This window comes from Acinetobacter sp. GXMZU3951, assembly GCF_054457875.1.
The window spans coordinates 480905-495994 of the sequence record NZ_JBTLFO010000001.1; the positions used below are offsets into that span (position 1 = coordinate 480905).

The 15090-nt window shown below is 42.1% G+C and carries 10 protein-coding genes; 4 read left to right on the plus strand and 6 right to left on the minus strand.

All coding sequences use genetic code 11. From position 1 onward, the window contains the following. Positions 1-109: 109 nt before the first annotated feature. The gene (gene dapE / locus ACX17N_RS02275) at positions 110-1243 is read left to right on the plus strand and encodes a succinyl-diaminopimelate desuccinylase (RefSeq protein WP_458890946.1); all 1134 of its coding nucleotides are present in this window, start codon (positions 110-112) and stop codon (positions 1241-1243) included. A 65-nt stretch (positions 1244-1308) separates the two neighbouring features. Here dapE and ACX17N_RS02280 read toward each other — a convergent pair whose 3' ends face one another. The 6 genes from ACX17N_RS02280 to pilG form a co-directional block, all read right to left on the minus strand. Beyond that, positions 1309-1770 carry a hypothetical protein gene (locus ACX17N_RS02280; RefSeq protein WP_458890947.1) on the minus strand — a complete coding sequence of 154 codons (462 nt, stop codon included), beginning with the start codon at positions 1768-1770 and terminating at the stop codon, positions 1309-1311. Between the two features lies 1 nt (position 1771). Continuing rightward, a complete protein-coding gene (locus ACX17N_RS02285; RefSeq protein WP_458890948.1) occupies positions 1772-6235 on the minus strand; it encodes a hybrid sensor histidine kinase/response regulator in 4464 nt (1487 codons plus the stop codon). Between the two features lie 155 nt (positions 6236-6390). After that, positions 6391-8463 carry a methyl-accepting chemotaxis protein gene (locus tag ACX17N_RS02290; RefSeq protein WP_458890949.1) on the minus strand — a complete coding sequence of 691 codons (2073 nt, stop codon included), beginning with the start codon at positions 8461-8463 and terminating at the stop codon, positions 6391-6393. Between the two features lie 52 nt (positions 8464-8515). Continuing rightward, on the minus strand, positions 8516-9052 hold the full coding sequence (locus tag ACX17N_RS02295; protein ID WP_458890950.1) for a chemotaxis protein CheW: 537 nt from the start codon (positions 9050-9052) through the stop codon (positions 8516-8518). Between the two features lie 3 nt (positions 9053-9055). Continuing rightward, entirely contained in the window at positions 9056-9424 is a 369-nt protein-coding gene (locus tag ACX17N_RS02300; RefSeq protein WP_458890951.1) for a response regulator, read from the minus strand. Positions 9425-9446: 22 nt separating this feature from the next. Continuing rightward, positions 9447-9830: a twitching motility response regulator PilG gene (pilG, locus tag ACX17N_RS02305; RefSeq protein WP_106985073.1), complete on the minus strand. Its 384-nt coding sequence runs from the start codon at positions 9828-9830 to the stop codon at positions 9447-9449. 281 nt (positions 9831-10111) lie between these two features. Between pilG and ACX17N_RS02310 the strand changes: the two genes are divergently transcribed. From ACX17N_RS02310 to ACX17N_RS02320, 3 genes are read left to right on the plus strand one after another with little or no spacing between them, the layout of a single operon-like run. Continuing rightward, on the plus strand, positions 10112-10753 hold the full coding sequence (locus tag ACX17N_RS02310) for a hypothetical protein (RefSeq protein ID WP_458890952.1): 642 nt from the start codon (positions 10112-10114) through the stop codon (positions 10751-10753). Positions 10754-10786: 33 nt separating this feature from the next. After that, positions 10787-11896, plus strand: coding sequence for an efflux RND transporter periplasmic adaptor subunit (locus tag ACX17N_RS02315; protein ID WP_458890953.1), 1110 nt, complete (start codon positions 10787-10789; stop codon positions 11894-11896). A gap of 15 nt (positions 11897-11911) precedes the next feature. Further along, positions 11912-15016 (plus strand): efflux RND transporter permease subunit, encoded by a 3105-nt coding sequence (locus ACX17N_RS02320; protein WP_458890954.1) that lies wholly within the window; start codon positions 11912-11914, stop codon positions 15014-15016. The last annotated feature ends 74 nt before the right edge of the window (positions 15017-15090 follow it).

Consider the following 15090-nt stretch of genomic DNA (forward strand, 5'->3'; position numbering starts at 1 on the left):
TCTCATCTCTTCAGACCTTATCAAAACGATAAGGTTTTTTTATTTCAAAACTCCCTTTCTTGATGCGATTCGCCTATCATAGTTGCATATTTTTCACTTGCTTTGCCGTATGAACCACTCCGAAACTCTCGAACTTAGTTTACAGTTACTTCGCCAACCTTCTGTTACTCCTGTAGACCATAATTGCCAAAATATTATGGCTGAACGTCTAGAAAAAATTGGTTTTCATATTGAACCTATGCGTTTTGATGACGTGGATAACCTTTGGGCACGTAAAGGAACCGAATCTCCTGTTTTTTGTTTTGCAGGACATACCGATGTTGTCCCAACTGGAAATCTAGATGCTTGGCATTCTGCACCATTCATTCCAGAAATTCGTGATGGCAAGCTTTATGGTCGTGGCAGTGCCGATATGAAAACAGCACTGGCTGCAATGGTGGTAGCATCAGAGCGCTTCGTTGCCAAACATCCAAACCATAAGGGGTCAATTGCCTTTCTGATTACTTCGGATGAAGAAGGTCCAGCGATCAATGGCACGGTGAAAGTGATTGAAACACTAGAGGCACGTCAGGAAAAAATGACGTGGTGTTTGGTGGGTGAACCGTCTAGTACCAATCATTTAGGCGATATCGTGAAAAATGGTCGTCGTGGTTCATTAAATGCGGTCTTAACGGTTAAAGGGAAACAAGGGCATGTCGCTTATCCACACCTAGCGATTAACCCGATTCATATGGCCTCTAAGGCGGTTGCTGAACTGTGTGATACGGTTTGGGATCAGGGCAATGAGTACTTCCCTGCTACATCATTCCAAGTTTCAAATATTCAGGCCGGTACTGGCGCAACCAATGTTGTACCAGGCACAATGACGGTGACCTTTAACTTCCGTTATTCAACTGAAGTGACCGCTGAAGAATTAAAAGTCCGTGTCCTAGAAATTTTAGATCGTCATGGTCTTAACTATGAGATTAAATGGACACATTCAGGTCTACCATTCTTAACTCCTGTTGGTGAATTGGTGAATGCTGCACAAAATGCAATTCGCAATGTCACAGGTCGTGAAACTGAATTATCAACCAGCGGTGGTACGTCTGACGGTCGTTTCATTGCGCCAACGGGTGCACAGGTGCTTGAGTTGGGCGTATTAAATGCCAGCATCCATCAAATTGATGAGCATGTGAATGTAGCTGATCTTGAGCCACTTGCTGAGATTTATGAACAAATTCTAGAAGGCTTATTAACTTAATTGGTTGATTTAGCTAAAACAAAAAACCCATGTTGACACATGGGTTTTTTTATCAATCTGAACAGTTAAAGAAGACCTAAACTGGCCTGTATCTGTGCCATATTCGGAACTTGGAAAGTTTGTTCCCCCATCCGCACATATTGAAACACCATCGGATCCGTCACAGTCATTTCCTCATCAACCACTTCAGAAATACGCACACGCACCGATTTCGGCATTTCATTACACATTAAGGCAAACCGTTGATTGACCTCATCCCCTTCAATCACTAAAGCAACACCTGCGTCTTGAGCAGGATCATTGACCGCAAATACTGGAAGTTTGACATCATGCCATTCTACCGAATTCACATGGGTTGGACTATCCAGTGCAGAAAGTACAATGTTCTGTGGCAGTAGCATCGCCACTTTGCCATAACACTGAATAATGTACGCATCGATAAATCCTGTAGAAACAGTAATGAGATGGTGTAACTCCTGTTGACTAATCTGGTCTAAGACCGACTTATTCGCAGTATTCTCACTCATCTTATTCACCCTGTTTCGCCATCAATAAGCTTTCAATATTATTTAACAGTTCAGCTTCTTGGAAAGGTTTACCCATATAGTGTGTTACCCCAAGACTGAAGGCACGTTCACGATGTTTTTCACCCGTACGTGATGTAATCATAATAATCGGCAATTGCTTGTGGATTTCATGATGGCGAACTAAATTGGTCACCTCAAATCCATCCATGCGCGGCATTTCAATATCCAACAACATTAGGTCTGGTCGGACATTTTCTAACTGCTCAATGGCATCGACACCGTCTTTTGCAGTCACAACATCATAACCTTGTCGCTCAAGTAAACGCGACGTTACCTTACGTACTGTTACCGAGTCATCTACAATCATAATCAAACGACAGGTATCGCTATAACGATATGAATCACGCTGATCATAGACATGTTTCACACGCTGTGTGGTCTGGATTTGACGTGCAATATTTTGCCCATCTAAAATCAAGCAGACTTGTCCATCCCCGAGAATTGTCGCGCCTGCAATTGCCCCAATCGCTGCGAACTGCTGCCCAATTGGTTTTACAACAATTTGTGCACGTGAACCAATTAACTGATCAACCAATAACGCAATCGTTTGACCACTATTTTCTTTGATGAGCAAGACAGGTAAAGAATGCGCAATACTACCTAGACGAGGTAATGGTTGATTTGATACAAACTCGGACAGATAACGTAATTTATAACTTTCATTATCAATCTGGAAGTAATCATCCTTACTATTGAAGTAGTTTTCAAGTGCCGTAGGTGCAATTCGGACAATACGTTCAATTTGTGCCAATGGAATCGCAAACTGCTGATCACCTGATTTCACCATCAAGGCATCACTTACCGCAACCGTTGTTGGTACCCGAATACTAAAGCTGGTGCCACGTCCTAAGGTGGAATCTACAGCAACATGCCCCCCTAAGGCTTTAATCGAGCTTTGAACCACATCCAGTCCGACCCCACGTCCCGAAATCTGGGTAATGTGCTGTGCCGTACTAAAACCAGGATGGAAAATAAACTGTAAGATCTCCTGCTGTTCAAGCATTTGATCGGCTTTCATCAAGCCTAAAGCAATGGCTTTTTCTTTAATTTTGCTGACATCAATGCCTTTACCATCATCATGGAACTCAACAATAACATCAGTACCTTGACGGGTAATATTCAGTTCAATTCGTCCAACTGCTGGTTTGTTTGCTAACTGACGTTGCTCAGGATCTTCAATCCCGTGGTCAACTGCATTTCGCAGCATATGCTCTAGTGGTGTCGTCAAGCGCTCCAAGATGGTACGGTCTAATTCACCTTCGGTATTGTTTACAATCAGTTCAGCAGGACGATTCAGCGTTGATGCAGTCTGGCGCACAATCCGTTGCAAACGTGGTAATAAGCGCGAGAAAGGAACCAAACGCGTCCGCATTAAGCCTTCTTGAATTTCAGCCTGAATCCGCGATTGCTGTAATAACAAACCTTCAGTATCACGAATCTTTTCAGCCAAGGTACTCTTAAAGTCAATTAAATCCGATGCCGATTCCGCCAACGATTTAGACAATTGATTCAATGAAGAATATTGGTCCATTTCTAGTGGATCGAAATCCGCATAGCGTCCGACTTCACTACCATGCTTCGCAATAATTTGCGACTCTAATTCACCTTCCATTCGACGTAATTGGTCTGCCAAACGCTTAATGGCCAATTCCATTTCATTCAGCGTATTCCCCAATTGCCCCAAATCCATCTCAATACGGGAACGGTTAATCGAATTTTCACCCGACAAATCGATCATTTTCTCGATCAAATCAGCTGAAATTCGAATCATTTCATTGGATTGATCGCTTTGACCAAAACTTTCCCATTCACCCATCATTGCAGGAGGTTCAGTACCATCGCCCTGAATAAATTCAAAACTTGGCGTTGTAATTGCAGCAAGCTCTGGACTCTTACGTGTCGGCAATTGAACCGTAACATCGACATACTCAATGGCTTCAAGACTGGCTTTTAAGCTGTCAAAGTTACTGTAATCATGTTCGAAAATCGCTTGTTTTAACCATGCAAGCGTGGTCTGTAACAAGGCATCATAAACATTGGAATTGAAATGATGAACCGCAAACTGCTCAAATGTACTTTCAATTCGATAGGCAATTGCACCCACCGCTTCAATTTCAGCCATACGCGCACCGCCTTTTAGACTATGCGCAGCACGTTGTAATTGAAGCAATAAGCTACGGTCACTACGTTGTTCAAACCATTGTTTCAACAACTTGTCCATAGTTTCGAAGATTTCTGCCGCTTCTTCGAAGAAGGTTTCTTCGACGATAGAACGTACACTCTCGTCCGAATCCGTGGTCTGTGCCTGTACGGCTAAAGAAGCCGGTTCATCCCAGTCAATCTCAAGTGCTTCATCTTCAAAAGCACCCGTAATATGTGCTGGTTGCGCTACTGGTTTATCCACAGAAGTCGTAGCATATGCAGCAACTTTTTCTATCGCAGCCAAAGTTTGTTCAGGCGTGACTTCAACACTCATCGGAGCAACAGCACCAGCCACCAAGGCCTGAATATTCGTTAAAATATCAATCGCTTCTGGTGCTGGATAATCGACACGTTGTTCACGAATAGTTTGAATACGATCGGCGATATTGTCTTGTACCAATCGAACGATCTGAATGAGTGCAGGTGACACTTGAATTTGTTGATTGATAATACGCTCATAAATCGTTTCGAGTTCATGTGCGATTAAACCAATATGCGTCGCCTGAATCATGTTTGCACCCCCTTTCAAGGTGTGCAAATAACGCATCAAATTATTTAAAGCGGCAGTATTGGACTGATCACTACTCCATGTATGTACATCCTGATCAATCCCCACAAGCAACTCATCAGCTTCCTCAAGGAAAATATCGAGGAGATCATCATCAAACTGACGATTTGACTCTTCAGCATCTTGCAAGTTGTGGTCAGCTTGTAAGCGTTTTGACAATATTGCAAAGTCAACAGCAATAATTTTTTGACTTTCTTCAGACGTTACATCGGCTTCCACTTGAAGAGCAGTAGCATCGGTTGCTTGTTCTACGTCCTCAAAGATTTCTAAATCCTGCTGAACAAAAGCAATTAGATTTTGCAGTACTTGATCTGCATGCCCGCTCAGACTGATACGTTGACCCGCGGCCAAAGTATCAAATAAATAGATAAATTCTTGATGGGCCTGACTAAACAGCTCATAGGCATAATCAATATTTAATAGTGCTGGCTTAGCTAACAGTGCCTGATAACACGCATCTAAAGTTTGAATAAATGAATGAATACCTGCCGAGGCGCGATTGTCTGTATGCTGGGCTAATAATTCTGCCTTAGTGCTTAATTGCTGAACATAAGCAGGAAACTCTGTTTTCGCCCGTTTCTCAAATTCCAATTCCGCATCTAACAGTAAATCAATATCTAGTTCAATCAGTTGAGACACTAACCCTTGTGGGTTTGCAGTTGTCTCCATATCTTGGTGACTAAAACCATAATCTTCCCAAGCCTGATTGAAGGTTTGATCAATTTGGTTCAGATTCTCTAACTTGCCTTGACGTAGAATATGTAAATAATCACGGACAAATTCAGCATATTGAATCAGCAATGCCGTTTCATTTGAAGAGGAAACAATTTCTTCTTGCAATAAGGTTTTAAATAAATTTTCAACTTTTGAGCTGGCATCAAAAATTTGCTGGATATGCGCCATGGACGAGCTGCCACGCAGCGTATGTAATGCACGTATTAAGGCATTATAGTCTTGGCCTTCTTCAGCCTCTTGTTTTAAGAAACCGTCAATGGTTGCTAAATGCTCTTCGGCTTCTTCAATAAAGATTGCGGTAGTAACATCTTGCAGATCTTTAGATTCTTGCAATAATGTTTCTTCGGCCAACGTAACATCTTCATGCTCAGTTGCAAATTCGAGTCCTGTCGTATCCTGCTCTGATTTGAGCTGATCCGCTAAAAGCAACAATTCTTCTAATGCAGGTTCTGGCGATTGACCTTGTTGTAACTGTTGCCCCAATAGCACTAAAGGACGTAAATCAATTTCAATTGGCTTTACCTGTTTGAATTGTGGGTAAAGCTTGTACTGAAAAATGCGATAAACGGTTTGTGCAAATTTTTGAATCGTGTGATCCAAGGCGATTGCTCCCGCAATCACACGATTTAATGTATCTTCAACAGCCCAAGCCAGCTCCCCTGCCGACTTAGCCCCAACCATACGACCAGAACCTTTCAGCGTATGAAAGTGCCGACGAATAGTCATTAGCGTGTCTTGATCTGCGGGATGAGCAAACCATTGGGTAAAAATGCTGTCTAACTCGGCAAAGATTTCTTCAATTTCTTCTACAAAAATCTCTAAAATCTCAGCATCTTGATCAAGATAACTATCTTCTGGAAGCGTTGTCGTATTGACTAAGTTTTTTAATATTTCTTTCATAGCTTTGGCTTCTTACGTTTTGCCACCATAAAAGGCGCTCAAACCTGAGTGTAATCATCACGCTGGACTAATTTCTATAGTCCAGCGGGTCGATGCTTTAAACTAGATTGATCTACCGCTCTATGCCAGATCGGTAGATCATTTGCTTGCGCAAATTATTCAGGTAGTTTGAAGTCCGTTACAGATTCACGTAATGACTCTGCCATGTTGGCAAGTTCAGAAACCGAACGCGCTGTATCGAAGGTTGCTGTTGTGGTTTGAGAGGTAATCTCTTGTACAACATTCATCGTCGTTGCAATATGGCCTGCAGAAGCGGATTGCAGTTTTGCTGCATCAGAAATGCTTGCAATCAATTTCGCCAAGTTACCCGATACGTTTTGAATTTCATCCAGTGCTACACCCGCATCCTTCGATAAGTTTGCACCACGTACAACCTCAGAGGTGGTTTGCTCCATCGAAATTACGGCTTCGTTGGTATCTGTCTGAATGGTTTTTACTAAGGTTTCAATCTGCTTGGTTGCCGATGCAGAACGTTCCGCAAGACGCTGAACCTCATCCGCTACGACCGCGAAACCACGACCGGCTTCACCCGCCATCGATGCTTGAATCGCAGCGTTTAATGCCAGAATGTTCGTTTGGTCGGCAATATCGTTAATCAGGGCTACGATGTTACCAATTTCCTGAGAAGATTCACCCAAACGTTTAATACGTTTTGAGGTTTCTTGAATCTGTTCGCGAATGATATCCATACCTTCAATCGAACGGTTTACAACGTCTGCACCATTCGATGCAATATGTACCGAACGTTCTGCTACCGCTGCTGATTCAGATGCGTTTGCAGATACTTGGTCAATAGACATGGCCATTTCGTTAATTGCGGCAGAAGCACCTGCAATCTCTTGCGCCTGATGCTCAGATGCCTCAGCCAACTGGTTGGTAATGATCTGTGTATTTTGCGTATAGTGCGCCACTTCGGCAGAAGTTTCAGTGATTCGAGAAACTAACTCACGTAATTGGTCGATCGCAAAGTTAATCGAGTCGGCAATTGCACCAGTAAAGTCTTCAGATACCGTTGCATAAGAACGTAAGTCACCATCTGCCAAGTCGGCAATTTCATCAAGTAAACGTAAAATCGCATTCTGGTTACGGTCATATTCTTCTTGTAGACGCGATACACGGACTTTATCGGCTTCACCACGAAGTACAAGTAATTTAAATACGCAGAACAAGAAGCCCAATAAAGCCAGAATTAAGCCCAATGCAGGAATTGCAATCGCCCAACCTGTACCACCAGACAATTTGTTCAAATTGCTTAGCAGCGCATCTGATTGTTCAAAAATTGAAGAAGATGCTTGACGTACTTTTACGATTTGAGCCGAGTTCTTTAATACGGTTGCCGCTGCTGATTTTAATACTTCATCATATTCAGCTTTAATACCATCTAAAGACTCACGTAAAGCTGGCTCTGAAATCTGTTGTACACCGAGTTCTGCGCTACCATTAATTTGTGCATTTAAGTATGAACCAAAGGTTTCAGTATCAGCACTAAAGTCATCCGCTGAAGCACTGGAATTGGTCGTCCCGGTTAGAACCGAGTTAATCGAACGTAAAATACGTTCTGCAATGAACACCTGGTTCTTCGCAATCACCACCTGACTACTTGGCATGTTTTGACGTGCCATTTGGTCAACCATCAGGTTATATTCAGCCTGAATCCCAGGAATACTTTCACTAATCGCAATGTTCGTGTCATATAACTGATTAATGATTTTTTGTTGCGATGCAATTAAGTCAATGTTTTCAGAAACTTTTTTCCATTGCACATCAACTTCACGTAATGCCTCAGTACTCGCATGAATATCATTGACTGTTTCAAGATTTTCAGCAAATGCCTTTTGCGATTCGGTTAATTTTTTAATCGACTCTGGTGTACCCGACGCAGTTGCTTCAGTCGCTTGACGTGAAATTGTTTGCGATAAAAGACGTAACTCACCCAAACTACGCGTATATTCGTTATTTCTCGGTACGCTATAGAATAAGTACAACAGAAGGAAAATTGCCAAGATGATACAAAACGCTGCACCCAAAATTAATGGCCTGGACTTTTCACTGTCACCGAATACACGTGAAAACTGTTCCGTCTGTGATTGAATTTTTGCTACTAAAGCATTACCACCCGAACGGTTGGTACTTTCACCTGCATTTTTCTTTTTTAGTTTAAAGCCCATGCAGCTTCTCCCCCGAATTTCGCCTTCATTCTTACTTAATGTGCGTGAGTATTTAATTTATAAGTTTTATAGATGCGTTCATGTATTTTGGATTTTGCAATAAACGACTAAATAAGAAAACATGCCATTGTTGGTTATGTTGATGAAAATACCCTTGGCAATATTCTTGCAAGTTACTATCTAAATCTTTGTGTTTAGAAAAGAAACTTTTCTTATTAAAGTGTTGAATGCCCAAAACCTGATCGACCACCAAACCGACATAATGATCATGATGACTGATACATAAGACTTTTTGAGTCGGTGAATATTGGCTTCGGTGTCCAGAAATATAATGTGCCAAATCTGCAACAGAAAGTAGTCTTCCACGAATATTGGCCAGCCCGATTACCCAAGACTGAGTATTTGGTACTGGCGTATATTTGGGTGGATAAATAACTTCCGAAACCTCACCTAATGGGGCAACGAAATATTGCCCCATCATTTCAAATGCAATCCCTGACCATCGGTTTACTTCATTTTCGGTCGAAACGTAGTTTTTATTGCCACGTTTTGCCAAGCGAAGTAATTCGATAAATCCATTCGCTGCCATAGTTTATCCTGCGTTGAGGTGCTGCTTGATGGTATCGATTAATTGTTGCTCATCGATTGGCTTGGTTAAATAATCAATCGCACCCTGACGTTTACCCCAAACACGGTCAGTTGCCTGATCTTTAGTACTTACAATCACAATTGGAATGTGCTTTGTAGTTTCCCCACGCGAGATTTGGCGAGTTGCTTGGAAGCCATTAACGCCTGGCATCACAACATCCATAAGTACAAGGTCTGGTAATTCAGCTTGTGCCATGGTGACCCCATCAGCACCATTAGAAGCTTCAATCACTTCAAAGCCATGCTTGCCTAAAATTTCTCTAAAACGAAATGTTTCTGTAGGTGAATCATCTACAACCAATATACGAGCCATGCTCTTCCCCAATGCAAAAAACTTATGCTGTTACGTGATTACGAATTGCGTTTAATAGTTCATCTTTACTGAACGGTTTAGTTAAATATTCATCTGAACCGACAACACGACCTTTAGCCTGATCAAATAAACCATCTTTACTCGATAGCATAACGACCGGAATGTTTTGATAATTTTGTGAGTTTTTAATGAGTGCGCAGGTTTGATAACCGTCTAAACGTGGCATCATGATATCGACAAAAACAATATCTGGATTCGCTTCAGCAATTTTTGAGAGCGCTTCGAAACCATCTACTGCGGTCACAACCTCACAACCTTCACGTTGTAATAATGTTTCTGCGGTACGGCGAATGGTTTTTGAATCATCAATTACCATGACTTTTAGATTTTGAAATTTATCGTCCATTTAATGACCCGTCCCATTTTTAGTATGTACAAACATTTGGTATAAAAGTTTTATTACAAGTTGCCAACATTTTTAACATATATTTACTTGTATTTTCAATGAACAGTTTTGAACTTAATCGACACTTTTATCTGTTTTTTTGTACAAACTCACACTTTAACACATCCCAATTTTTTTTTTGATGAATAGATGTTTTTTCTTAAACAGATTAGTTCTAATATAACTTTATTATTACTTAAAAATAAGTAATTTAGTCAACTTTAACTTTGCTGGGGGACTCAATGAAAAGTCAGTTTAGTTGCAAACTCGCTTTCATTGCAAAAAAGGAAATAGCTTTCAAATTGTTATTTTTAAGCCTTATGTTCCTTCAATCAACCCTAAGCTTGGCCGAACCGCCTAAAGCGGTCTGGTATCGTTACTATGATAGCAAAGGTGTTGCAAATATTAGTACCAATGTAACCCCCAACCATATTCGCTATGGCTATGAAGCTTTAGACCAAAATATGCAGGTTATTCAACGTAATCGAGCATATAATGCTGTTACCGAAGAAAAGAAAGCACCGCAACGTGCAGCACAGGCTAAGCAACGTGAAGCTGATTTACGCATCAAACGTGCCTATACAAATAGTACAGTCGCCACGAATAAACGCAATGAAGCTTTAGTCAATATTAAAAATCAAATTAACTTTCAGCAAGATCAGTTAAAACAGTTACAAAATGACCGAATCATCCTTAAACGCCAAGAAATGGAATATCTACGCAAAGGTGACCCAGTTCCTGCCATGCTCAAAAGCAATTTGAACAACAATGCCAGCAATATTAACAATAAGAAGCAGCAGATTCAGTCATTACAAAGCAACTATCGTAATACTCAAGCTGAATACGCCAATATTATTGCGCGTTTAAAAGCCATGGAAAATTAATCCTGCAATTTGACCTCAGATAAGGATGTTTAGATGCAGCTTGTCCCACGATTATTTCAGTCTCGTATTCTCGCATTAAGCATCAGCAGCTGTATCTTACTCAGTGCATGTCATCAACAGCCTACTCCGCCCCCATCAACAACCGAGGCAAGCATTGAACTGATTCAACAAGACCTCGTCCCGCTCAATTATGGTCAAGCTATCGATAAAACTCCATTTACAGGTACTATTCGCGCCATTAAACAAAGTAGTCTGCAATCGCAAATTAGCGCAACAGCCACTCTAGTTAAAGCGGAGATCGGTGATGCCGTTCAACAAGGACAACTTCTGGTTCAACTCAATAATCAGGACAATGAAGCCCGTTTAGCACAAGCCAAAGCTAATTTAGCCGCAACCCAAGCACAAGCCCGTCTTGCTCAAAACATGATGCAACGAAAAAAACGCTTATTGGATCAGGGTTTTATTTCAAAAGTAGAGTACGAACAAAGCCAAGTGGATTATCAGGCTCAATTAGAAAATGTGAAAGCACAACAAGCCAGTGTGGAAATTGCCTTAAAAGCACAACAAGATGGTTCGCTTCGCAGCCCCATTACAGGGATTGTTACCACGCGCCAAGTTGAACCAGGACAGACTGTTGCAGCTGGGCAGACCCTTTTTGAAATAATCGATCCTTCTGGTTTAGAAATTCAGGCACGTTTAGCGAGTGATCAACGCAAGGCTCTCAAAGTTGGGCAAAAAATCGAGTACCATTTACAAGGTGAACGTCAGCAACTTCAAGCAACCCTGAGCCGTATTTCCCCACTTGCCGATTTAAATAGCCGTCAAATAGAGTTCTTTGCGACCCCGAATTCACCACTAAACCCGCTCAGTATTGGGGCATTTGTTGAAGGACATATCCTGGAAACTTCTTCAGTTTCTGGACAGTTAATCCCTTTAGATACCATTCAAGATATAGACCATCACCCTTATGTTTGGGTCATACGACAACAAAAAATTGAGCGTGTTCCGATTCAAATTTTGGAGCAACGTTATAGTGAAAATATCGCGGTGATAGATGGACTCCAAACTGGCGATCAAGTCAGCCGCATAAAGTTTAACGATAACGACTTACATAAGACCGTTACCATTCAAAAAAATAAATAAGTTCAGGATCTTAACATGTGGTTAACCCGAATCAGTGTGAAATACCCTGTTTTTACCATTATGATGATGCTGTGCTTAATGGTGCTTGGGTTAGCCTCATGGCAGCGTATGAGCGTGGAAGAGTTTCCTGATGTCGATTTTCCCTTCGTCGTCATACATACCACTTATGCTGGGGCTTCTCCTGAAACGATTGAATCTGAAATTACCAAAAAAATGGAAGATCAGATCAATACTATTTCTGGACTGAAGCAAGTCATCTCTCAATCCAGTGAAGGGCTTTCCACCATTATTGTGGAATTTAATTTAGATGTCCCCTCTGCTGTCGCTGCCCAAGATATTCGCGACAAAATTGCACCCGTCACAGCAGAATTCCGCGACGAAATTCAAGACCCGATTGTCGAGCGCTATGACCCCACAGCCAGCGCGGTGATGTCGATTGTTTTTGAGTCCGATCGACAATCTCTCAGCGAACTCAGTAGCTATATCGACCAAGGGATCCTGCCACAATTACAAACTGTTTCTGGGGTGGGTGCGGTTAATTTACTGGGTGATAGTCAGCGTCAGATACGGATTGTGATTGATCCGTTCAAGCTACAAAGCTATGGCATTGGAATTGATCAAGTGATCAATACGCTAAAAAGTGAAAATATTGAAATCCCGGGCGGAACCTTAAAACAGGCACATTCTGAACTCGTGGTCGAGATCAACTCCAAGGTGATACATCCTTATGCCTTTGGCGATTTAATTGTGGCTACAAAAAATGCTACGCCTATTTTTTTAAAACAGGTCGCCAGCGTCGAGGATAGTCAGGCAGAACTGGAATCCAGTGCCTTTTTAAATGGTAATCCTGCTGTCGCGGTTGATGTATTACGTAACTCCGATTCAAATATCATTCAGGTTGTAGATGGAACCTACAAAGCCTTAGCCAAAATTGAAAAGCAATTGCCTCAAGGCATGAGTGCCAAAGTGGTGGTGGATAGCTCCAAAGGGATTCGCGGCAGCATTAAAGATGTCGCGCGCACCATATTAGAAGGCGCGATGCTTGCAGTACTGATTGTGTTGCTGTTCCTCGGTTCATTCCGCTCAACAGCAATTACAGGGATGACATTGCCGATATCCTTACTTGGTACTTTAGCCATGATTTGGGCATTTGGTTTTAGTATCAACATGATGACCCTATTGGCCCTCTCGCTCAGCATTGGTCTATTGATTGATGATGCGATTGTGGTGCGTGAAAATATTGTCCGACATGCCGATATGGGCAAAGACCATGTGACTGCTGCATTGGATGGCACCAAAGAAATTAGTCTGGCGGTATTGGCCACCACCTTAACGATTGTGGCGGTATTTTTGCCCGTTGCTTTTATGGGGGGCATTATTGGCCGCTTTTTTTATCAATTTGGGGTAACCGTCAGCACAGCGGTTCTGATTTCCATGTTTGTCAGTTTCACGCTTGACCCCATGCTTTCGGCACATTGGACCGACAAACCTCGACAAAATGCTAAACCGAGCGTATTAAAAAGATTCTTTAATGCTCTCGCACATCAGCTTGACCGTATAACCATCCTTTACGAATATTTGTTAAAACTGGCCTTACGTTTCCGATTGATCACCCTATTGATTGCGATTGCCTCATTATTTGGTGCATTAGCCTTATCGAAAATGATTGGCACCGAATTCGTACCTGTGCCCGATAAAGCACAAATTCGCATTAAATTTGAAACGCCTGTGAATGCCTCGCTGGAGTATTCACAAGCCAAATTATTACAGGTTGAAAAGGTCTTGCGACAGCATCCTGAGGTACTCAATACCTATGGGGTAATTAACGGCGCGACAGATCGTGGTAAGAACCATGTCAGCTTAAGGGTAACGGTCTCTCCACGCCAGCAACGTACTCAAACACTGGTGCAATTAAACAATGAATTCCGACATCGCTTACAAAGCATTGCAGGCATCAGCATTACCTCAGTTGCATCTGCTGATGAAAATGTTTCAGGCGGTCAAAAGCCGATCATGATTTCCATTAAAGGTCCTGATTTAGATGAACTGCAACACATCTCAGATCAATTCATGACTCAAGTTGCCCAAGTGCCTGGTGTGGTCGATCTGGAAAGTTCACTCAAAGAACCTAAAGCGACCCTGAATGTACAGATCAATCGGGTTTTGGCCAATGATTTAGGATTATCCGTTAGCCAGATTGCCAATGTGATACGGCCTTTAATTGCTGGAGACAACGTAACAACGTGGCAAGATGCACGTGGTGAAAGCTATGATGTCAATGTTCGTCTAGCAGAAAGCCAGCGCAGCCTGCCGAGTGATTTAGCTGGCTTATATATCAACTCCAGCAAGCAGGATCAGGCTGGACACAATATTCTGGTTCCTTTAGGCAGTATTGCCAATCTAGAGCAGCGTTTAGGCGCGTCACAAATTAATCGGCGTGATCTAGCCCGAGAAGTCTTAGTCGAAGCCAATACAACAGGGCGTCCTGCGGGTGATATTGGTACAGATATTCAGAAAATTCAAAATAACTTTAAATTGCCAGCGGGCTATAGTTTTGATACACAAGGGGCAAATGCTGATATGGCAGAATCTGCTGGATATGCCCTGACCGCCATCACCCTGTCAATTGTGTTTATTTATATTGTACTCGGCTCGCAGTTTAATAGTTTCATTCATCCTGCCGCGATTCTGGCCTCTCTCCCTCTGTCCTTAATTGGCGTGTTTTTGGCCTTATTCCTGTTTAACTCGACCATGAACCTTTTTTCGATCATTGGCATTATTATGCTGATGGGCTTAGTCACTAAAAATGCCATCCTCCTGATCGACTTTATTAAAAAAGCCATGGAATCTGGCAGCAATCGTTACGATGCGATTCTTCAGGCAGGCAAAACCCGTTTACGCCCAATTTTGATGACCACCAGCGCGATGGTTATGGGGATGATCCCTTTGGCTCTTGGATTAGGTGAAGGTGGCGAACAAAGTGCACCGATGGCACATGCCGTGATTGGCGGGGTCATTACCTCAACCTTACTCACCTTGGTGGTCGTTCCTGTGATCTTTACCTACTTGGATGACTTTAAGAATTTTCTACTTCGTGTCAAAGACAAAATCATGGCATAATTCGGAGCAAGTTGAATAAGCGGTCATTACCTTATGCCCGTTTCATTTATGATTGGATTATCCTCACGATTAAT